This is a genomic window from Streptomyces luteireticuli (assembly GCF_041519305.1).
GTDB classification, from domain to species: Bacteria; Actinomycetota; Actinomycetes; order Streptomycetales; family Streptomycetaceae; genus Streptomyces; species Streptomyces luteireticuli.
This window is the reverse complement of sequence record NZ_CP167927.1, coordinates 6,928,865-6,949,372: the sequence shown is the minus strand read 5'-3', so window position 1 is coordinate 6,949,372 and position 20,508 is coordinate 6,928,865. Positions and strand designations below refer to the sequence as shown.

The 20,508-nt window shown below is 73.3% G+C and carries 18 protein-coding genes; 10 read left to right on the top strand and 8 right to left on the bottom strand.

Features of this window, described 5'->3' with window-relative positions:
• Window positions 1–46: 46 nt before the first annotated feature.
• Window positions 47–1,897 (bottom strand): asparagine synthase (glutamine-hydrolyzing), encoded by a 1,851-nt coding sequence (gene asnB, locus AB8735_RS31215; protein WP_344022092.1) that lies wholly within the window; start codon window positions 1,895–1,897, stop codon window positions 47–49.
• Window positions 1,898–1,903: 6 nt separating this feature from the next.
• Window positions 1,904–3,508 carry a carboxylesterase/lipase family protein gene (locus AB8735_RS31210; protein ID WP_372410920.1) on the bottom strand — a complete coding sequence of 535 codons (1,605 nt, stop codon included), beginning with the start codon at window positions 3,506–3,508 and terminating at the stop codon, window positions 1,904–1,906.
• A 199-nt stretch (window positions 3,509–3,707) separates the two neighbouring features.
• On the opposite strand from AB8735_RS31210, the gene AB8735_RS31205 reads away from it, so the two are divergent.
• Complete coding sequence (locus AB8735_RS31205) at window positions 3,708–4,838, top strand: transaldolase family protein (protein WP_372410919.1); 1,131 nt, start codon at window positions 3,708–3,710, stop codon at window positions 4,836–4,838.
• Here AB8735_RS31205 and AB8735_RS31200 read toward each other — a convergent pair.
• On the bottom strand, window positions 4,835–5,605 hold the full coding sequence (locus AB8735_RS31200) for a cobalt-precorrin-6A reductase (RefSeq protein ID WP_344022086.1): 771 nt from the start codon (window positions 5,603–5,605) through the stop codon (window positions 4,835–4,837). The genes AB8735_RS31205 and AB8735_RS31200 overlap by 4 nt on opposite strands.
• Window positions 5,606–5,647: 42 nt before the next feature.
• On the opposite strand from AB8735_RS31200, the gene AB8735_RS31195 reads away from it, so the two are divergent.
• Window positions 5,648–6,787: a cobalt-precorrin-5B (C(1))-methyltransferase gene (locus AB8735_RS31195; RefSeq protein ID WP_372410917.1), complete on the top strand. Its 1,140-nt coding sequence runs from the start codon at window positions 5,648–5,650 to the stop codon at window positions 6,785–6,787.
• Between the two features lie 10 nt (window positions 6,788–6,797).
• On the top strand, window positions 6,798–7,181 hold the full coding sequence (locus AB8735_RS31190) for a VOC family protein (protein ID WP_372410916.1): 384 nt from the start codon (window positions 6,798–6,800) through the stop codon (window positions 7,179–7,181).
• Window positions 7,182–7,190: 9 nt separating this feature from the next.
• On the opposite strand, the gene AB8735_RS31185 is transcribed toward AB8735_RS31190, so the two are convergent.
• Entirely contained in the window at window positions 7,191–7,862 is a 672-nt protein-coding gene (locus AB8735_RS31185; RefSeq protein WP_372410914.1) for a FadR/GntR family transcriptional regulator, read from the bottom strand.
• A 361-nt stretch (window positions 7,863–8,223) separates the two neighbouring features.
• Between AB8735_RS31185 and AB8735_RS31180 the strand changes: the two genes are divergently transcribed.
• The 4 genes from AB8735_RS31180 to AB8735_RS31165 all read left to right on the top strand — a co-directional run bounded on the left by AB8735_RS31180 (window position 8,224) and on the right by AB8735_RS31165 (window position 14,484).
• Window positions 8,224–12,120, top strand: coding sequence for an amino acid adenylation domain-containing protein (locus AB8735_RS31180; protein WP_372410913.1), 3,897 nt, complete (start codon window positions 8,224–8,226; stop codon window positions 12,118–12,120).
• A 32-nt stretch (window positions 12,121–12,152) separates the two neighbouring features.
• The gene (locus tag AB8735_RS31175) at window positions 12,153–12,377 is read left to right on the top strand and encodes a tautomerase family protein (RefSeq protein WP_344022076.1); all 225 of its coding nucleotides are present in this window, start codon (window positions 12,153–12,155) and stop codon (window positions 12,375–12,377) included.
• Window positions 12,378–12,431: 54 nt separating this feature from the next.
• On the top strand, window positions 12,432–13,172 hold the full coding sequence (locus AB8735_RS31170; protein WP_372410912.1) for an arylmalonate decarboxylase: 741 nt from the start codon (window positions 12,432–12,434) through the stop codon (window positions 13,170–13,172).
• Between the two features lie 94 nt (window positions 13,173–13,266).
• A complete protein-coding gene (locus AB8735_RS31165; RefSeq protein WP_372410910.1) occupies window positions 13,267–14,484 on the top strand; it encodes an MFS transporter in 1,218 nt (405 codons plus the stop codon).
• Window positions 14,485–14,544: 60 nt separating this feature from the next.
• Here AB8735_RS31165 and AB8735_RS31160 read toward each other — a convergent pair whose 3' ends face one another.
• A complete protein-coding gene (locus tag AB8735_RS31160) occupies window positions 14,545–15,030 on the bottom strand; it encodes a hypothetical protein (RefSeq protein ID WP_372410909.1) in 486 nt (161 codons plus the stop codon).
• 217 nt (window positions 15,031–15,247) lie between these two features.
• Here AB8735_RS31160 and AB8735_RS31155 point away from each other — a divergent pair, with 217 nt between their 5' ends.
• Window positions 15,248–16,084, top strand: a complete 837-nt coding sequence (locus AB8735_RS31155) for a hypothetical protein (protein ID WP_372410908.1) — start codon at window positions 15,248–15,250, stop codon at window positions 16,082–16,084.
• A 2-nt stretch (window positions 16,085–16,086) separates the two neighbouring features.
• On the opposite strand, the gene AB8735_RS31150 is transcribed toward AB8735_RS31155, so the two are convergent.
• A complete protein-coding gene (locus AB8735_RS31150; RefSeq protein ID WP_372410906.1) occupies window positions 16,087–16,911 on the bottom strand; it encodes a MerR family transcriptional regulator in 825 nt (274 codons plus the stop codon).
• A 100-nt stretch (window positions 16,912–17,011) separates the two neighbouring features.
• Between AB8735_RS31150 and AB8735_RS31145 the strand changes: the two genes are divergently transcribed.
• On the top strand, window positions 17,012–17,287 hold the full coding sequence (locus AB8735_RS31145) for a dsRBD fold-containing protein (RefSeq protein WP_344022064.1): 276 nt from the start codon (window positions 17,012–17,014) through the stop codon (window positions 17,285–17,287).
• 15 nt (window positions 17,288–17,302) lie between these two features.
• Here AB8735_RS31145 and cobM read toward each other — a convergent pair whose 3' ends face one another.
• Both cobM and cbiE read right to left on the bottom strand, forming a co-directional pair.
• Window positions 17,303–18,070 (bottom strand): precorrin-4 C(11)-methyltransferase, encoded by a 768-nt coding sequence (cobM, locus tag AB8735_RS31140; RefSeq protein ID WP_372410905.1) that lies wholly within the window; start codon window positions 18,068–18,070, stop codon window positions 17,303–17,305.
• On the bottom strand, window positions 18,067–19,308 hold the full coding sequence (cbiE, locus tag AB8735_RS31135) for a precorrin-6y C5,15-methyltransferase (decarboxylating) subunit CbiE (protein ID WP_372411947.1): 1,242 nt from the start codon (window positions 19,306–19,308) through the stop codon (window positions 18,067–18,069). The genes cobM and cbiE overlap by 4 nt, the downstream gene beginning before the upstream one ends.
• Window positions 19,309–19,465: 157 nt before the next feature.
• Here cbiE and tsaD point away from each other — a divergent pair, with 157 nt between their 5' ends.
• Window positions 19,466–20,506, top strand: coding sequence for a tRNA (adenosine(37)-N6)-threonylcarbamoyltransferase complex transferase subunit TsaD (gene tsaD, locus AB8735_RS31130; RefSeq protein WP_372411946.1), 1,041 nt, complete (start codon window positions 19,466–19,468; stop codon window positions 20,504–20,506).
• The last annotated feature ends 2 nt before the right edge of the window (window positions 20,507–20,508 follow it).

The window sequence follows — 20,508 nt, the reverse complement described above, 5'->3', positions numbered from 1 at the left end:
GCCGGAGCTCCCATGGCCGAATTGCCCATGGTCGAAGTGCCCATGGTCAGATGTCCACCCTGACGCCGTACCGCTCGACCCAGGCGTTGAACTCCACCAGGCGCTCCAGGACCGCGCGGGCGCTCCAGGGGCCGCCCATGGCGAAGGCGCCCTCAGGCCGGTCGAGCAGCCGCCGCACCCCGTCCGCCGAGACCAGGCGCAGCACCGGCGCGTCCTCGGTCAGCAGCGCCTCCACCATTTTCCGGAGCGCCAGTTCGTAGGAGAGGTCCTGGGTGGAGGGGTAGGGGTTCTTCTTCCGGTCGAGGACCGAGTCGGGCAGGACGCCGCGCATGGCGGCCCGCAGCAGGCTCTTCTCCCGGCCGTCGAACGTCTTCATGGCCCAGGGCGCGTTGAACACGTACTCCACGAGCCGGTGGTCGGTGAAGGGCACCCGGACCTCCAGACTGGCGGCCATGCTCATCCGGTCCTTGCGGTCGAGCAGGAAGTTCTCCCAGCGGGTGATGTTGAGGTAGCTCACCTCGCGCATCCGGGCCTCCAGGCCGCTCTCCCCGGCCAGGCGGGGCACTTCGTCGAGCGCCTCGGTGTAGCGCCGCTCGATATAGGCGCCCATGCCGAGCCGGTCCCAGATGCCCACCTCGCGCAGCGCGCCGATGCCGCCGGCCTTCTCGAACGGGTGGTGCCAGGGGAAGGTGTCGGCCTCCACGGCCTCCTTGTCGTGGAACCAGGTGTATCCGCCGAAGAGTTCGTCGGCCGCCTCCCCGGAGAGCGCGACGGTCATGCGCTCCTTCAGGGCGCGGCAGAGCAGGTAGAGGGAGTACTCCATGTCGCCCGTGGACACGGGGAGGTCCTGGGCGCGCAGCACGGCGTCCCGGACGCCCCGGTCGAGCATGTCGTTGCTGTCGAGCTCGACGACGACGTGCTCGGCCCCGACGTGCCGGGCGACCTCGACCGCGAACGGGGTGTCGGGGTCCTCCCACTGCACGTTGGCCTCGAAGCGCTCGTCGTGGCCGGTGAAGTCGACGGAGTAGGCGCGCACCGGCGGCTTGCCCTGGGCCGCCAGGGTGCGCGCGGCCAGGGCGGTCACGGCGCTGGAGTCCAGGCCGCCGGAGAGCAGGGTGCCGACGGTGACGTCGGCGACCAACTGGCGCTCGACGATGTCCTCCAGCAGCGCGCGGACCTTCGCCACGGTCTCTTCCAGGCCGTCCTCGTGCGGACGGGCCGTCAGCCGCCAGTACGCGTGCTCCGTCAGCCCGTCGCGGCCGAAGCGCACGACCGTCGCCGGGCGCACCTCCCGCATCCCGCGGAAGACGGCGTGTCCCGGCGTCTTCACTATGCCGAACATCTCCCGCAGGCCGTCGGCGTCCACGACGGCCTCGGCCTCGGGGTGTTCGAGGATCGCCTTGGGCTCGGACCCGAAGAGGATGCCGTCGGCCGTGGGGTAGTAGTAGAGCGGCTTGACGCCCATCCGGTCGCGGATCAGCAGGAGTTCCTCGCTGCGGGGGTCCCAGAGGGCGAAGGCGTAGATGCCGTTGAGCCGCTCGCAGAACCCCTCGCCCCACTCCAGATAGCTCCGGAGCACCACCTCGGTGTCGCTCTCGGTCCGGAACTTGTGCCCGGCCTGCTCCAACTCGGCGCGCAGCTCCCGGTAGTTGTACACCTCTCCGGTGTAGGTGATGACGGGGGCGCCGTCGTCCTCCGGGGCGGCGCCCATCGGCTGCCGGCCGCCCTCCAGGTCGATGATGGACAGGCGCTGGTGGCCCAGCACGGCATGCCGCGACGCCCACAGGCCGTGCGCGTCGGGCCCCCGGCACTCCATGGTCCGCGCCATGTCCGCGACCACACCGGCGTGCCCGGTCAGATCGCGCCGCAGGCTCACCCATCCCGCAAGACCGCACATCCTCCGTCACTTCCTTTCCATGATGCTGTCCCAGCAGAGCAGTTGACGTGTTTTCGGTATCGGCGCGATGTCCGCCCGGGCGTGTTCGCCCAGGGTGACCGCCCGGTGCGAGCCGGGGGTCAGGACCGGCCAGTCGGACACCCCGGGGGCGCGGGGCGCGCCGTCCCGGGCGAAGGAGGACACCGCGTCCATGAAGGCGCGGGAGACGGACTGTTCCAGCGGGCCGTCGCCGTGCACCGCCGCGCGGTCCGGCTGCCCGTACGTCCCGAACAGGAAGGGCGAGGTGGACTCGTGCGGTGTGCCGCTGCCGGGCGGCAGCACCGGGTGCGCGAAGTCCAGGTAGTACAGCGGCGTGACGCCCTCCCGCGCGTGCCGTTCCGCCAGCCGGACGGAGGGGTGGCGGAAGATCCCGTCCCCGTAGATCTCCGCGTAGAGGGAGAGGCCGTCCCCCGGCCGCCCCTCGTCCCGGGCGGCCTCCCGGTATCCGTCGACCAGCGCGCGCACCGCCTCCTCCCCCGGCGCTCCGTACCGCAGCGCCGACAGGTAGGAGCGCACGGCCGAGCGCAGTTCCTCCTCGGTGTCCGTGCGGGGCACCCGGACGGGGGACCGGGGGCCGGTGAAGAACGTCCCCTCGGTACGGGCCCCGACCACCAGCAAGGGGACGCCGGGGGTGGGCAGTTCGTCGTCGTACGCGTCCATCAGCGGCCCGCCCGCGACCGGCCCTTGATAGACGCGGCCGCTCCGCACGCCGCGCTTCCACGGCGGCGGCGCGAAGTACCGCTCCCACGCGCCGCGCAGCACCGGTTCCGGCACCTCCCGCAGCCCGGGCACCGGGGTGCCCAGCTCCCGGGCCAGGGCGTCGAAGACCTCCTCGGCGTCGTCCCTGGTGAGGCCCGTGGCGGGGGAGACCGCGTGGGCCGCGCTGATGACGACGGCGCGCCGGATCAGGGGTCGGGTGCCGGGCAGCAGGGACAGCCGCCAGACCCCGGCTCCCCCGCCGGAGGTGCCGCACAGCGTGATGTTGCCGGGGTCGCCGCCGAAGGCCGGCGCGTTCTCGTGCACCCAGCGCACCAGATGCGCCTGGTCCTGGAGTCCCCAGTTGCCGTCCGCCCCGGTGACGGGGTCGGCGAGGCCGGGGTGCAGCCCCTGGCCGAGCACCCCCAGACGGTAGTTGAACGTGACGACGACCAGGCCGCGCGCCGCGAGGGCGGCACCGTCGTAGACCGGCTCGCTCCCGGCCCCGTGGAACCATCCCCCGCCGTGCACATAGACGAGGACGGGACGGGAGCCCCGGGTGCCGGGCGTCCAGACGTTGGCGTACAGCCCGTCCTCGCCGCAGTCGGAGCAGCCCGGCTGCGGAAAGGACGCGGCGTGTGCCACCGCCTCCCGCTCCCCGGCCCAGGGCGCCACCGGCCGCGGCGACGCGAAGCGCAGCGGGCCCACCGGAGGAGCGGCGTACGGGACCCCCTTGAACGCCTGGACCCCGCCCTGGGCCGATCCCGCCACCACCCCGCCGGTGGTGCGGACCCGCGGCCGGAACGGTGCGCCGGCGGGGGCCCGGGAGACGTCCGGGGGCCGGGCGCCGTCCGGTCGCAAACCTCTTGAGAGCATGAGCAGTTCGCCCCTTCCCGCCATCCGGCGGACACCGGTTCGCTGTGGCAGCAGCATGTGGCGCCCGCGGTGGGGCGACCACCGGCCGGTGGCGACCTCGTCAGGTTTCGGCGGCCGAACCGCACCGGTCGCCAACGCACTTGACAGAGTGACGGGTGCGGCACGCGGCTCCCGGGAGCACTGCCTAAGGTGGTCCTTCATGCGAGCTGCTGAAGTGACCGGCCGTCGCCTCAAGAGGCTGCGCGCCGAGGGCGTCTCCGTCTGGCTGCGCGGCGGGCGCCACGACGACGTGGCGACGGGCGAACTGGAGCGGCTCGTCACGGAGTGGGACCTGTCCGGGCTGACGGTCACCGTCGAGGACATGGTCGAGCAGGTGGACAGCCCCGGCCACGTCCGCGGTCTGACCGCCCGGGGGCAGGGGGGCGCCGGTCACCGGGAGGCCACCCGCCGGGCCGCGGCCGCCGTCACCCGGCAGGCCTGCGACGTCTTCCTCCCCTCCTACGAGACGAGCCGCGGGCGCACGGGCCTGGTCTCCGTCGACCTGCCGCCGGCCCGCACCCGGCGGCAGCTCTACGACGAGGCCGTGGCCGCCTGGGAGGCCGTCGACCGGCCGAACCTCCTGCTGAAGGTCCCCGCCGGGCCGACGACGCTGGAGACCGTGAGCGCCCTCGTCTCCCGGGGCGTCGGCGTGGACGTCGTCCCCGTGTTCAGCACCGACCGCTACGAGCAGGTCTTCACGGCGCTGTGCACGGGGTTCGAACGGGCGAGGACGACCCGCCGGGGCCTGCGGGACATCAACACCGCCGTGTCCGTGCCCCTCGCGCCCATCGACGCGTGGGTGGACGCGCACCTGCGCGAACAGGGGCTGGCCGCCTCCCGCTACCCCATGGGGGAGGCGGCCCGCGCCCACGCCCGGCTCGTCCACCACCTGCACGAGCAGAAGCTCAGCCACCAGTGGTGGCAGTCGCTCGCGGCGGACGGCGCCGACCCGCCCCACCTGATATGGACCGGCATCGAGGCGGGTGCGGCGGACGACGGCCACGCCCCTTGCGCGGACCACCTGGTGGCCTGGGGGGTCGTGCACGCGCTGCACGAGTCGGCGCTGCCGTCGATCACCGAGAGCGCCGTGCTCGTCGGCGACGCGCTCTCGGGCCGCCACATCACCGCCCATCAGGACGTGGAGGCGCTGTACGCGTTCGGCCTGTCCTACAGCACCCTGGCGGACGAGCTGGAGCAGGAGTGGCTGGCGCGCCACACGGCGCACTGGCGGGAGTTCTGGCGCCGGAGCGAAGAGCTCCTGGGCCGGTCCGCGCCACCGCGCGAACCCTAAGGCGCGTCCGGCAGGCGAGCCGCCGTCTCCCGCGCCCACTCCGCCGCCTCCGCCACACTCCCCGCCGACCGCACGCCCTCCGGCAGCGGGGGCCGCCGGACCACCACCACCGGGATCCCGGCCTCCCGGGCGGCCACCAGCTTCGCGGCCGTCGCCGCCGCCCCGCTGTCCTTCGTCACCAGGACGTCGATGCGGTGGCGGCGCAGCAGTTCGCGCTCGCCCTCGACCGTGAAGGGGCCCCGGGCCAGCAGGACCTCCATGCGGGGCGGCACCGGCGGAAGGGGGGCGTCCACCGAGCGGGCGAGGAACCACATACCCTCGAGGTGCGCGAAGGCGCCGAGCCCCATCCTCCCGGTGGTCAGGAACACCCGCTCGCCGAGCGGGGGCAGCGCCCGCGCCGCGGCGTCCAGCGAGTCCACCGTCCGCCAGTCGTCGCCCGGGCCCGCGACCCACCCGGGACGGCGGACGGCGAGCAGGGGAACATGGACCTCGGCGGCGGCCTTCGCCGCGTTGGAACTGATCGTGTCGGCGAAAGGATGCGTGGCGTCGATGAGCGCGTCGACGTGCTGCTCGCGCAGCCACCGGGCCAGGCCCTCCGGCCCCCCGAACCCCCCGATCCGCACCTGCCCCGCGGGCAGCCGCGGCTCGGCGACGCGTCCTGCCAGGGAACTGGTCACGCGCAGGCCCGGGTCGGCGTCCAGCAGGGCCGCGAGCCGCCGGGCCTCCGTCGTGCCGCCCAGGATGAGGATGTGGCGCTCGCCGCTCACGCTCCGCCTCTCGTCTTCGCACCACCGCGGGAGCGCGGCGGCGTGACGGAGACGAAAGCATCGGGCGGGCGTTCGGCGCAACTCGCGCGCACCGGACTGCGGCACGGCTGGACGACGGGGGCGTGCGCGACGGCCGCGACCACGGCCGCGTACACGGCGCTGCTCACCGGCGAGTTCCCCGACCCGGTGACGATCACCCTGCCCAAGGGGCAGACCCCGGCGTTCGCGCTGGCGGCGGAGGAACTGGCCGACGGGCACGCGATGGCCGGGATAGTGAAGGACGCGGGGGACGACCCGGACGTCACCCACGGCGCCCTGATCCGCTCGACGGTGCGGCTGCTGCCGCCCGGGGCGGGCGTGGTGTTCCGGGCCGGGCCGGGCGTGGGCACGGTCACCCGCCCCGGTCTGCCGCTGCCGGTGGGCGAGCCGGCGATCAACCCGGTGCCCCGCCGGATGATGACCGACCACATCGCCGAAGCGGCCGCCCGGCACGGCGGCACGGGCGATGTGGAGGTCACGGTCTCGGTCGACCACGGCGAGGAGATCGCCCGTTCCACCTGGAACGGCCGTCTGGGCATCCTCGGCGGGATCTCCATCCTGGGCACGACGGGCATCGTCGTCCCCTACTCCTGCTCGGCCTGGATCGACAGCATCCGGCGCGGCGTGGACGTGGCCCGCGCGGCGGGCCGTACGCATGTGGCGGGCTGTACGGGCTCGACGTCGGAGAAGGTCGCGGTCGCGGTGCACGGGCTGCCGGAGGACGCGCTGCTCGACATGGGCGACTTCGCGGGGGCCGTGCTGAAGTACATCCGCCGCCACCCGGTGGACCGGCTGACCGTGGCGGGCGGCTTCGCGAAGCTCTCCAAGCTGGCCGCCGGCCATCTGGACCTGCACTCCTCCCGCTCGCAGGTGGACAAGGGCTTCCTCGCCGAACTGGCCCGCCGGGGCGGGGCGGACGAGGGGCTGGCGGCCGAGGTGGCCGCCGCCAACACCGGTCTGGACGCCCTCCAGCGCTGTGCCGCGCGCGGCGTCCCGCTGGGCGACCTGGTCGCCGCGACGGCGCGCGACGAGGCGCTGGCCGTGCTGCGCGGCGCCCCGGTGGCCGTGGATGTGATCTGCATCGACCGGGCGGGCAACATCGTCGGCCGCGCGGAGCCGCGCGGCCCTTCCTGGAAGGGCTGATTCCGGAGACATGCGCATCGACCGTCTCGACCACCTCGTCCTGACCGTGGCCGACCTCGACGCGACCGTCGACTTCTACGGACGCGTCCTCGGCATGACCCCCGTGACCTTCAAGGGCGGGCGCCGGGCCCTCGCCTTCGGCCACAGCAAGATCAACCTGCATGAGGCGGGCCGGGAGTTCGAGCCGAAGGCCCACCGTCCGACGCCGGGCAGTGCGGACCTCTGCCTCGTCGTGGACGGGCCGCTGGAGACCGTCGTCGCCGAACTGGCCCGGCACGGCGTGCCCTTGGTGGAGGGTCCCGTCGAACGCACCGGCGCCGAGGGGCCGATCCTCAGCGTCTATGTGCGCGACCCGGACGGGAACCTGATCGAGCTGAGCACCTACGTCCCGTAGCCGCGCGGATCACTTCTCCGGCGGGCCGAGCGTGTCGAGGCTCGGCCGGATCGCGCCCGCCGCCGCCGCTGCCGCCGCCTCCTCGTCGCCCGCCTCGATGGCCGCGAGCAGTGCCTCGTGCGGCCCGTCACCGCTCTCCGGCACCTCGTCCTGGCTGCGCAGCGCGTGCAGGCTGTCGCGCAGGCGCCCGACGAAGAAGCGGTAGAACTCCAGCAGCACGCTGTTGTCCGCGGCCTCGACCACCGCCAGGTGGTACGCGGCGTCGGCCCGCGCGAACTCCTGCGGGGTGGTGGCGCGGTTGCGGTCCGCCAGCAGGGTGCGCAGCCGCTCCACGTCGGCGTCGGTGCGCCGGGCGGCGGCGAGCCGGGCCGCCTGGACGTCCAGGCCCAGCTGGATCTCGAAGATCTCCCGCACCTCCGCCATCCCGACCCGGCGCAGCAGCGGGGCGGGGTCGGCGGTGGAGACCACGAAGGTGCCGGCGCCCTGCCGGGTCTCCAGCACACCGAGGTGCACCAGGGCACGGATCGCCTCGCGGACGACGGTGCGGCTCACCCCCAGCTTCACGGTCAGTTCGTGCTCGGTCGGCAGCCGATCGCCGATCGTCCAAGTCCCCGCCGTCAGCGCCTCGTTGAGCTGGGCGATGACTTCCTCGACGGAGGATTTCCGGCCAATCACGCGCACGTTGCGCCCCTTCTTCCCTTGCTGTTGCCCACCTGACCAGTAGTAGAGTTGCGACGAGACGTCAGTCATCATACAAATCTGGGGGTGGACATGGGGTAGACCGCCGGACCCGAGCCCCCGTAAGGGCCGTTCGGCGCTGCGGTCAACTTGTCCAACCCGGGTCGGGTCGCACCTCCGCGCCGGTCGCACAGCCGGGTCCACCGCATCGTACGGGATGGGCCGGACCGCCGTGCCCGCGGTCGGCGCCACCGGACAACGACCCCTCCGACGTCCGCACATGACATATCCGCACACGAATCCGTGTATGCAGCACCCATCCCAGAACCGTTCCACCGTGGGAAGACAACGGGGAAGGCGTTTCATGCGTGCAGAAAACCTCGACCGTGCAGAAAACCGCGACCGTGCAAAGAACCCCGACCGTGCAAAGAACCTCGACGACGCGGAGGACCCCGGCCCCGCCACCCTGCCCGGCGTCCTCCGGGCGCGGGCCGGCGACCGGCCGGACGCCGTCGCCGTCACCTGCGGCGGCGACAGCCTCACCTATCGGGATCTCGTGGAGCGAAGTACCCGCACCGCCGCGCTCCTCCACGGGGCCGGAGTGCGACGCGACGACCGGGTCGGCGTCTTCGCCGAACCGTCCCTCGGCCTCGTCGTCGGGGTGTGGGGCGCCCTCACCGCCGGCGGCGCCTATCTGCCGCTGTCCCCCGACTACCCCGAGGAGCGGCTGCGCTTCATCGTCGAGGACGCCCGTTGCCGGGTCGTCCTCTGCCAGCCGCATCTGACGGACCGGCTGCGGGAGCTCGCCCCGGCCGGGACCCGCATCGTCGCCCTCGACGGGGCCGGCGACGGCGAAGGGGCCCTCCCCGACGCCGAGGGCCCGCGGCCGGACGACCTGGCCTACGTCATCTACACCTCCGGCAGCACCGGCAGGCCCAAGGGCGTGATGGTCGAGCACCGGAGCGTCGTCTCCCAGATGCGCTGGCTCGCCGCCTCCGGGCACCTGGACACCGGCAGCGTCGTCCTCCAGAAGACCCCGATGAGCTTCGACGCCGCCCAGTGGGAGATCCTCGCGCCGGCCTGGGGCGCGCGCGTGGTCATGGGGGCTCCGGGCGTGTACCGCGACCCCGAGGGGCTGATCGACGCGATCGTCCGACACAAGGTGACCACGCTCCAGGGCGTACCCACCCTGCTCCAGGCCCTCGTCGACACCGAGCGGCTGGGCAGCTGCACCAGCCTGACCCGGATCTTCAGCGGCGGCGAGGCGCTGACCCGCACACTGGCGGCCGAGTTATTCGCCGAACTGCCCACCGCGCGGCTGGTGAACCTCTACGGGCCCACCGAGTGCACCATCAACTCCTCCGCCTACACCGTCTCCCCGGCGACGCTGAGCGCCGAGCCGGCCGTCATCCCCATCGGCACCCCGGTGGACGGCACCGCGTACCACATCCTCGACGGGGACCAACTCCCCGTCGCCCCCGGCGAGATCGGCGAACTCCACATCTCCGGCGTCCAGCTCGCCCGCGGCTATCTGCACCGCCCCGACCTGACCGAGGAGCGCTTCCTCCACCTCGCCCCGGCCCCGGGAGCGGAACCGGTCCGGCTGTACCGGACGGGCGACCTGGCCCATCAATCCTCCGACGGCACCGTCCACTTCGCCGGCCGGACCGACAGCCAGATCAAGCTGCGCGGCTACCGCGTCGAGCTCGACGAGATCGCCCGCACCATCGAGAACCACGCCTGGGTCAAGCGGGCGGCCGTCGTCGTCAAGGACGACCCCCGCACCGGCTTCCAGAACCTGGTCGCCGCCGTGGAGCTCAACCCGAAGGAAGCCGCCCTGATGGACCAGGGCAACCACGGCGCCCATCACCAGTCCAAGGCCAGCAAGCTCCAGGTAAAGGCGCAGCTCTCCAACCCCGGTCTGCGGGAGGCCCATGAGCTGGCCGGGCGCCCGCACATCGACCTGCCGGGCAGGACCGCGGACCCCGGGCAGCGCCGGGAGGTCTTCGCCCGCAAGACCTACCGCTTCTACGAGGGCGGCGGCATCGGCCGGGCCGACGTCGTCAAGCTGCTGGACGAGGCCGCCGACGGGCCCGTCACCGCCCGCCCCCGCCGGCCGCAGGACCTGACGCTCGCCGAACTCGGCACGATCCTGCGGTGGTTCGGACAGTTCCACAGCGAGGAACGGCTGCTGCCCAAGTACGCCTACGCCTCGCCCGGCGCCCTGTACGCCACCCAGCTCTATCTGGAGATCGAGGGCGTCGCCGGGCTGCGGGCCGGCATCTACTACCACAACCCGCTCACCCATCAGCTCACGCTGGTCCGCGAGTTGGACGAGGGCGGGCCCGAACGGCTGAAGGCCCACTTCATCGGCAAGAGACGGGCCATCGAGCCGGTCTACAAGAACAACCTGCTGGAAGTCCTGGAGTTCGAGACGGGCCACATGGTCGGCCTGTTCGAGCGCGTCCTGCCCTCCTACGGGCTGACCATCCACCCGGACGGCCACCGGCCCGAGCTCAAGCCGCTGTTCGACGTGGCCGACGAGGACCACTACCTGGGCTGCTTCGCCGTCCGCCCGGGCGACGGCCGGCGGCCGGACGACCCCACCGACCTCTATGTCCAGTCCCACCCCGGCAAGGTCGCGGACCTCCCGCCCGGCCAGTACCGCTACGTGTGCGGCGGCCTGGAGCGGATCTCGGACCGGCTGGTCGAGAAGAAGCACGTCATCGCGATCAACCAGGCCGTGTACGAGCGGTCGGCCATCGGCATCAGCGCCGTCGGCCGGGCCCCGGAGCCCTGGCTGGAGTACATCGTGCTCGGCAAGAAGCTCCACCACCTCCAGGCCAACGGGCTGGGCTTCGGCTTCATGTCCTCCGGCTACAGCTCCAAAAGCGGCCACCCGCTGCCCGCCGCACGGCGCCTGGACGACATCCTCACCGCCTGCTCCCTGCCGACGGGGCCCTCGTACTTCTTCGTCGGCGGCCGTGTGGACGCCGGGCAGCAGGCGAGCGAGGGCATGGCCGAGGACATCGTCCATATGAAGGGCCCGACCGAGATGATCAGGGACGACCTGATCGCCTTCCTGCCCGACTACATGCTGCCGAACAAGGTCGTCGTGCTGGACGCCCTGCCGCTGACGGCCAACGGCAAGATCGACGTCAAGACGCTCGCCGACCTGGAGCAGATCTCCCGGGGGCTGGAACGCCGCGCCTTCGTGCCGCCGCGCACCGCCACCGAACAGGCCCTCGCCGGGCTGTGGGGCACGGCCCTGAAGTACGAGCCGGTGTCCAAGGAGGACAACTTCTTCGAGAGCGGCGGCAATTCGCTGCTCGCAGTGACCCTCGTCCACCGCGTCAACCGGCACTTCGGCACGGCCCTGCCGGTGCAGATCCTCTTCGAGACCCCCACCCTGGAACAGCTCGCCCGCCGCATCGACGGCGGCTCCGCCGGGGACTCGTCCCGCCTGGTGCGGCTGCACGCCAGGGGAGACGCCTCGCCGGTCTTCTGCTGGCCCGGCCTCGGCGGCTACCCCATGAACCTCCAGCTCCTCGGTTCCCGCGTGGACATCGGCCGGCCCTTCTACGGCATACAGGCGCACGGCCTCAACGCCGGCGAGGACCCGTACCCGACGATCCGGGACATGGCCGCCGCCGACCTGGAGGAGATCCGGCGGATCCAGCCCGAAGGGCCGTACACGCTCTGGGGCTACTCCTTCGGGGCCCGGGTCGCCTTCGAGGCGGCCTGGCAGCTGGAGCAGGCCGGTGAACGGGTGGAGAACCTCTTCCTGATATGCCCCGGCAATCCGAAGGTCCGGGCGGAGGGCGGCGACCGCTTCGGGCGCGAGTCCACCTACCGCAATCCCGCCTATCTGACGGTCCTGTTCTCCGTGTTCACCGGCAGCATCGACGGACCGGATCTGGAACGGTGCCTCGCCTCCGTGCGGGACGAGGACGATTTCGTGGCGTTCGTGGGCGACCTGATACCGGCGCTGGACGAGCAGTTGATCCGCAGGATCACCCGCATCGTCGCGGAGACCTACGAATTCGAGTACTCCTTCCGCGAACTGGCCGAGCGGAGCCTGGCCGCACCGGTGACCCTCTTCAAGGCGGTGGGCGACGACTACGCGTTCATCGAGGGGAGTTCCGGCTATTCCGCCCTTCCCCCGGCCGTGGTCGACCTGGAGGGCGACCACTACGGCGTGCTGAAGGAACACGGCGTCGCCGAACTGGTCTCGGCGATCCGCACCCGCCTCGGCCGGTGAAATCCGCACAGACGATCCCAAGGAACAACAGTATGCCGCACGTCCATATCCAGCATTTCCCGAAGGACTTCACCGAGGAGGAGCGGCAGCGGCTGGCCGAGTCGCTCACCGAGGTGGTCACCCGGCACTTCGGCGTCTCCGACGGCGCCGTCTCCGTCGCCCTGGAGCCGGTCGACCAATCGGCCTGGAACGAGACGGTCTACGGGCCGGGGATCACGGAACGCCGGCACCTGCTGATCAAACACCCCTCCTACTGACCCCCACCGACCCGGCCACGGAAAACCGGCCCCGCTACGGACAAGGAGCCCGTCATGACCGATTCCCTCGGACCGCGCCTGAAGGTCGGCGTGGTCGTCCCCGCGACCAACACCTCGGTGCAGCCGGAGATGGAGGCGCTGCGCCCCTTCGGCGTGACCAACCACACCGGACGCATGCTGACGGCCGACCATTCCCTCGTGGAGGGAATCGACACCCTGGTGGACAGCTATCGGGAATCGACCCACAAGGCCATCGCCGGCATCGTCCCCTGCAAGCCCGACTGCATCGTCATCGGCTTCTCCCCCGAGATCTACTGGGACGGGCCGGAATCCCACGCCCCCGTCCTGGAGTCGATGAGGTCGGCCGCCGGCGGCCTGCCCGTCACCATGAGCCCCGACGCGTTCAACGCCGCCCTGGCCCGCTACGAGGCGAGCCGGATCGCGGTCATCACCCCCTATCTCCCCGTCGGTGACGACTCGGTGAGCCGGTTCTTCACGGACAGCGGCTACGAGGTCGTACGCGTCCGGGGGCTCGGGTGCAGCAGCCCGGAGAAGATCTCCCACGTGTCCGAGGCCGAACTCCGCGACGCCGTGAAGGAGATCGACGGGCCCGACGTGGAGGCCATCGTCCAGGTCGGCACCAACGTGGCCATGATGCGGGTCGCGGCCGCCGCCGAGGAATGGATCGGCAAGCCCGTCGTCACCAACAACACGGTGCTGTACTGGCACGCCCTGCGGCAGAGCGGAATCGCCGACCGCCTGCGCGGATTCGGCTCGTTGCTGGCCGAGCACTGAGCGCACCGCGCCACCCGAACCGGAGCCGGGCGGGGGCGGGGACCGCCGTCCCCGCCCGGCGGTGACCCGAGAAAACTGGAGAATCTCCGTGAGTATGACCGGCAGCGGAAAGACCGCTCTGGACGGGGACGGGACCGCGGTGGACAACCGGATCCCGGTGTGGAGACTGCTGGCGTTCACGACGGCCGGCTTCCTCGCCATCATGACCGAGACGATGCCCGCGGGCCTGCTGCCCCAGATCGGTGACGGACTCGGCGTCTCCGAAGGGCTGGCGGGACAGCTCGTCACGCTCTACGCCATCGGTTCCGTCGTGGCCGCGGTCCCCGTCATCGCCGCCACCCGCGGCATGCGACGGCGCCCGCTGCTGCTGACGGCCGTCGGCGGGCTGCTCGTGTTCAACACCGCCACGGCCCTGTCGGGCAGTTACGGCCTCACCCTCGTCGCCCGGTTCGTCGCCGGCATGGCGTCGGGCGTGATCTGGGGACTCCTCGCCGGCTACGGCCGCCGTCTGGTGCCCGAGCACCTCCAGGGCCGGGCCCTGGCCGTCGTGGGCGTCGGCCAGCCGATCGCCCTCACCCTCGGGGTCCCGCTGGGCACCTGGCTGGGGTCGCTGTTCGACTGGCGCGGCGTCTTCTGGGTCATGTCCGCCGTCGCGCTGCTGCTGATGCTCTGGGTCCGCGCGCTGGTGCCCGACTTCCCCGGCCAGACCGCCGAGGACCGCCGGCCCATCCCGGAGATCTTCGCCCTGCCGGGCATCCGCCCGGTGCTCGGCGTGATGTTCCTGTGGATCCTCGCCCACAACATCCTCTACACCTATATCGCGCCCTTCCTGAAGGGCGCCGGCCTCGGCGGCCATGTCGACATCGCGCTGGGCGTCTTCGGCGCGTCCGCCATCCTGGGCATCTGGCTGACCGGCGTCCTGGTCGACCGTCTGCTGCGCGTCGTCACGCTCGCCAGCCTGGCCGGATTCGCCCTCGCGGCCCTGGTGCTGGGCCTCGCCGGGCACTGTGCGCCGCTGGTCTTCGCCGGGATCGCGGCCTGGGGCGTGACGTTCGGCGGCGGACCCACGCTCCTCCAGACCGCGATCGCCGACGCGGCCGGGGACGCCGCCGATGTCGCCCAGTCGATGTTCGTCACCGTCTTCAACCTCGCCGTCGCGGGCGGCGGGGTGGTCGGCGGCCTGCTCCTCGAATCGGCCGGGGCCGGTTCCCTCCCCTGGGTCCTGCTGGTGCTCGCCCTCCCGGCACTCGCCGTGGTGACGGCCGCGAAGCGGCACGGCTTCACGCCCGGTCCCCGCGGGGCGAAGGGCTGACGCACGACGCACCGGCCCGTACCTCCGCGGGTACGGGCCGGTGCGCGCGGGACGGCGGGGTCAGCCGCCGGCCTTCGGCAGACCGGCCGGCTTGTCCGCCTCCGTGTCCTTCTTGAGGGTGTCCTCCTTGCCCGACGCCCACGCGACCGTGATGCTCTTCGCGTCCACGCTCTTCACCGTGCCCTTGGCGTACTCCGTACTGCCGTCGAGGCACTTGAGCTCGAACGTCACCGGCCGGGCGGTGGTGACGACCTTGCCCGAGCAGGCCACCTTGGGGGCCACGGACAGCGACGCGTGGTCCCCGGCGACGGCCAGGACCATCAGACTCTTGTCGAGCAGGCTGCCCTTCGCCCAGCCGCCCTGGAGGGCCGCCGCCCCGTCGCCTCCCGCGGCGGGGGCCTGGGACTGCTGCCCGGACCCCGAACTCCCCGAGGACGCCGCGTCGTTCTTCTTCGCGTCCCCGTCGTCCTTGCTCCCGCTGCCACAACCGGTCATCAGCACAGCGGCGATGAGCGCCGCCCCCGTGAACTGCGCTGCCTTGCGCACGTACTTCTCCTCGGTCTGGAGGCATCGCCCCTGGACATGACGACACACTGTAAACCGTCCACCGTTCGAGGAGAGCTCACCCCCAGGGGGGACGCGGCCCGCTGTTCCGTGGGCCGTCCGGGTGACGCGGCACCGGCGCCCGGCCGTTCGCCCGAGAAATCCGGAAGCGTTCGTTCCGTCCCCCTTCCGTCCCCCCTGTCGCTCCTCCCGGAGGTAGATGATGAGGCGCTTCGCCCTCCCCCGGCTCCCCGCCCTGGCCGCGTCCACCCTGCTCGCCCTGGCACTGACCGCCACCGCCGCGCAGGGCCACGGCACCCCGGCGCCGGAACACGGGCACGGCGCACGGGCGGTCCACGACCTGCACTTCGGGTCCCGGGTGGCCGTGCCGCCCGGCGGGACCGCCCGGGCCACGGTGCACTGCCCGCACGGCGAGACGCCCACCGGCGGGGGCGGCGCGGGCAGCGACGGCGTCCACCTCGTGGCGTCGACCACCCACGGGGGCGACGACTGGACGGTCCGGGGCTTCAACGGCTCGGACGACGCCCCCGGCACGCTGACCCCCTTCGTGGCCTGCGCGGAGCACGGGGCCCGCTTCGGGGGCAACGGCCCGCAGACCACCCTGGCACCGGGGGTGAACGGCTCCGTGAGCAACGCCTGCCCCTCGGGCGAGGTGGTCACCGGAGGGGGCTGGGACACCTCCGACGACCGGGTGTTCGTCACCCAGGGCATCGCCACCGGCGACCAGTGGACGGTCCGCGGCGCCAACCGGACCGGTGACGGCCAGGGCCCGTCCGTCACCCTGATGTGCTCGGACCGGCCGCACTCCCAGCACACCGGCCGCCAGGTCCTCGTCAAGCCCGGGCAGACCGCCAGCGCCACGGCGGTCTGCCCGCCGGACGAGGTGCCGACCGGCGGGGGCGGCTCCGCCCGGGACGACACCTTCCTCAGCGGCTCGGCGGCCACCGCCGACGACCGGGGCTGGGAGACCCGGGCCACCAACACCGGCACCGAGCCGCAGACCCTGTACGCCCAGGTGATCTGCGCGGCCCCCTGACGTCAGACGCGGACGACCGGCTCCTGGAGCTCGGTCACCCAGCCCGCCTCGTCGTCCGGGCACTCCAGGTAGAGCTCCCGGGCGTACCCCACGGACCGGTACCCGTGGGCGTCGATCCAGCGGGCCAGGGCCTGGCCCGTCGGTGCCACGTCGTCCATCGGACCCCGGTGGACGACGGTGGCGGCGGTCGCGACGGCGGGCAGCTCCACCGTGGTGCAGCCGTGCTCCGCACCCGGCGCGGCCGCGACCGGCATCGCCGCGTGGACGACGATGCCGCCCCGCCCGTCGGCGGCGTCCTCGTAGTAGGCGACCGACGGGCCCGTCGGCACCGTGCCCGCCTCCTCCAGGCGGCGGCACAGCTCCGCGAACAGCGGCTTGATCACCGGGCCGATGTCCTCCGGCCCGTAACCGGCCGCGACCGCGGTGAGTTCCGCCACCCGGACCGCCGGGATGCTCTTGACCACGATGTCGTCGGTGCTCATGGTTCCCTCGCTCTCGATGCCGCGGAGCCTCGCCTCGACCAGGGCCAGCCGGTGCGCCGCCGCGGCGGCGGCCGCCTCCAGCTCGGCACGGCGCAGCCGCAGCATGCCGCGCAGCTCCTCCGTGCCGACCTCCTCGTCCACGATCGCCCGGACCTGCTGCAGGGTGAAACCGAGATCCTTGAGGGCAATGATGTGGTTGAGGCGGGTGAGCTGGCCGGCCTCGTAGGACCGGTAGCCGCTGGCCGGGTCCACACGGGCCGGGCGCAGCAGCCCCAGGGCGTCGTAGTGCCGCAGCATGCGGACCGATACGCGGCCGTGCCGGGCGAAGTCTCCGATGGTGAACATGGTGCGGCCACTCCATCGTCTGACACGGTGTCAGGGTCAAGCGCCCCGTCCGCCGCGTGTGCGGGCGGCCACGGCCCGCCGTAGCCTGGGGAGCGGGGGTATGGAGGTGATTTCCGTGGAGCACGTCGCCGGATGGCATGTGGAGATCGAGTTCGACGAGGACGCGCGGCACGCCCGCGCCGACGCGATGCTGCGGCTGCGGGACGGCACCGAGCTGAGAGCCCGGGGCAAGGCGGCCCGGCACCCCGACGACCCGGGCGAGCCCCGGGTGGGCGAGGAGCTGGCGGGCGCCCGCGCGCTGACGGATCTCGCCGAGCAGCTGGAGGCGAAGGGCCGGCGCGAGGCGCACGACCTGCGGATGTCCGGGGCGGCGTAGCAACCGCGCCCCGGCTCAGGCCCCCGCGTCGCAGGGCGCGTGGGTGCGGTCACGCGTGGTCGAGTACAGGTGGCTGTCCGGAAACTGCTCCGCGGCCAGCGTGCGGCCCACGATGATCACGGCGGTGCGGACGACTCCGGCCTCCCGCACCCGGTCGGCGATGTCGGCGAGGGTGCCGCGCAGCACCAGTTCGTCCGGCCGGCTGGCCATCGCGACCACGGCGGCCGGGCAGTCGGCGCCGTAGTGCGGCAGGAGTTCGGCGACGACGCGGTCGGCGTAGCGGGCGGCCAGGTGCAGGACGAGCAGCGCGCCGCTGCGCCCGAGGGTGGCCAGGTCCTCGCCGGGCGGCATCGGCGTGGCCTGCTGGGCGATGCGCGTGAGGATCACGGTCTGGCCGACGGTCGGCACGGTCAGCTCGCGGCCGAGCGCGGCCGCCGCCGCGGCGAAGGCCGGGACGCCGGGGACGATCTCGTACGGGATGCCGTGCGCGTCCAGGCGGCGCATCTGCTCGGCGACGGCGCTGAAGACGGACGGGTCGCCGGAGTGCAGCCGGGCGACGTCGTGCCCCTCCTCGTGGGCCCGGACGAACTCGGCCGTGATCTCGTCCAGATCGAGCCGCGCGGTGTCGACCAGCCGGGCGCCGGGCGGGCACTCGTCCAGCAGGTCGCGGGGCACGAGGCTGCCGGCGTAGAGACAAACGCCGCACCGGGCCAGGATCCGGGCGCCGCGCACCGTGATCAGATCGGCGGCACCGGGCCCGGCGCCGATGAAGTACACGGTCATGACTGCGAATCTCCTTGGCGTGAATCACCTTGCGTGGCTGCCGACTTGACGACGGACCACTGGGTCACCGGCATGGCCTGCCGCCAGCCGGTGAAGGTGCCGACGGGGACGGCGTGGGCGACGGCGAGCCGGGTGAGCTCGCCGCCGTGGAGCCGGTGCCGGGCGGCGAGCAGGGCCTCGGACTCGAGGGTGACGGTGTTGGCGACGAGCCGGCCGCCCACGGGCAGGGCGGCCCAGCAGGCGTCGAGCAGGCCGGGCGCGGTGAGCCCGCCGCCGATGAACACGGCGTCGGGGGCGGGCAGCCCGTCGAGCGCGGCGGGGGCGGCGCCGGTGACGACGCGCAGGGCGGGGACGCCGAGGGCGGCGGCGTTGCGCCCGATGCGCGCGGCGCGGACGGGGTCGCGCTCGACGGCGACGGCCCGGCAGGAGCGGTGGGCGCGCATCCACTCGACGCCGATCGAGCCGGAGCCGCCGCCGACGTCCCACAGGAGCTCGCCGGGGGCCGGGGCGAGGGCCGCGAGCGTCGCCGCCCGTATATGACGCTTCGTCAACTGCCCGTCGTTCTCGAAGGCTTCGTCCGGGAGCCCGGGCACGAGCGACAGCCGGAGCGCGTCCGGTGCGGGGCGGCACTCGACGGCGACCACGTTGAGCGGATCGCCGGCCGGGTGCTCCCACTCCTCGGCAATACCCTCGCGCCGCGCCTCTCGGCCGGAGCCGAGCTGTTCCAGGACCGTCATCCGGCTCGGGCCGAAGCCGCGCTCGCGCAGCAGCGCGGCGATCTCCGCGGGGGTGCCGGCCCCGGCGCTGAGCAGCAGCAGCCGGCGCCCGTCGTGCAGGGCGGCGCCGACCGCGGCGAGCGGACGGCCGACGAAGCTGATGACCTCGACGTCCTCCAGCGGCCAGCCGAGGCGGGCGCAGGCGTACGAGGCGGACGAGGGGTGCGGCAGCACCCGCAGCCGGTCCGGGCCGAGCTCCTCGGCCAGCGCCCGGCCGATCCCGAAGAACATCGGGTCGCCGCTGGCCAGGACGCAGACCCGGCGCCCCTCGTGGGCGGCGAGCAGCCCCGGCACGGCGGGCCGCAGCGGCGACGGCCAGGCCACGCGCTCGGCCGTGCAGTCGGGAGGCAGCAGGGCGAGCTGGCGGGGGCCCGCGACGACGGCCTCCGCCGCGCGCAGCGCCTCCCGCGCGTCGGGCGCGAGGCCGGGCCAGCCGTCGGCGCCGATGCCTACGACGGTCACGTGGGTCACGCGGGTCACGAGGGTCCTCGGGCAGCTGGCGAACAGGGGGCACGGGAACTCTACTGACCTGCGGGTACGGCCCGACACCCGGCACCTTGTTGCGTACGATGTGCATTTACTAGTGATGAGCAGGAGGCGCGTCGTGGGGCGTTCACCGGTGGTGCTGGGTATCGAGTCGTCCTGTGACGAGACCGGCGCCGGACTGGTCCGGGACGGAAGGCTGCTGGGCCACGCGGTGGCGTCCAGCATGGACGAGCACGCCCGCTTCGGCGGCGTCGTCCCCGAGATCGCGGCCCGGGCGCACGTCCACGCCGCGACGCCCGTCGTCCGGCAGGCGCTGGCCGAGGCCGGCCTGTCCCTCGGCGACATCGACGCGGTCGCGGTGACCACGGGCCCCGGCCTCTCCGGCGCCCTCCAGGTCGGTGTGGCCGCGGCCAAGGGCATCGCCTACTCCCTGGGCGTGCCGCTGTACGGCGTCCACCACCTGGCCGGGCACGTGGCGGCCGACACGCTGGAGCACGGGCCGCTGCCCGACCCGTGCGTGGTGCTGATCGTCTCCGGCGGCCATACGTCGCTGCTGCTGGTGCGGGACCTGGCCCGCGACCCGATCGTGCACCTCGGCGACACCCTCGACGACGCGGCGGGCGAGTGCTTCGACAAGGTCGCGCGGGTCTTCGGGCTGCCCTACCCCGGCGGCCCGGCCGTCGACCGGGCCGCGCGCGACGGCGACCCGCGCGCGGTCGCCTTCCCGCGCCCCATGACCGGGCCGCGCGACGACCCGTACACCTTCTCCTTCTCCGGCCTGAAGACGGCCGCGGCCCGCTGGGCGGAGGGCCACCGCGCGGCCGGCCGCCCGCTGCCCGTCGCGGACGGCGCCGCCTCGCTCCAGGAGGCCGTGGCCGACGTCCTCACCCGCAAGGCGGTCGCCGCCTGCGTCGAGCACGGCGTGGGAACGCTCGTCGTGGTCGGCGGCGTCGCGGCCAACTCCCGTGTGCGGGCCCTGGCCGAGGAGCGCTGCGCGGCCGCGGGCGTCGCACTGCGGGTGCCGCCGCTGCGGCTGTGCACGGACAACGGGGCGATGATCGCGGCGGTCGGCGACCTGCTGGTACGGGCGGGTGCGCGGCCCGCGCCGCTGGATGTGTCGATCGACCCGTCGGCACCGCTGGAGTACGCGGCGCTGCACCCTGTGGGGCGGTGAGG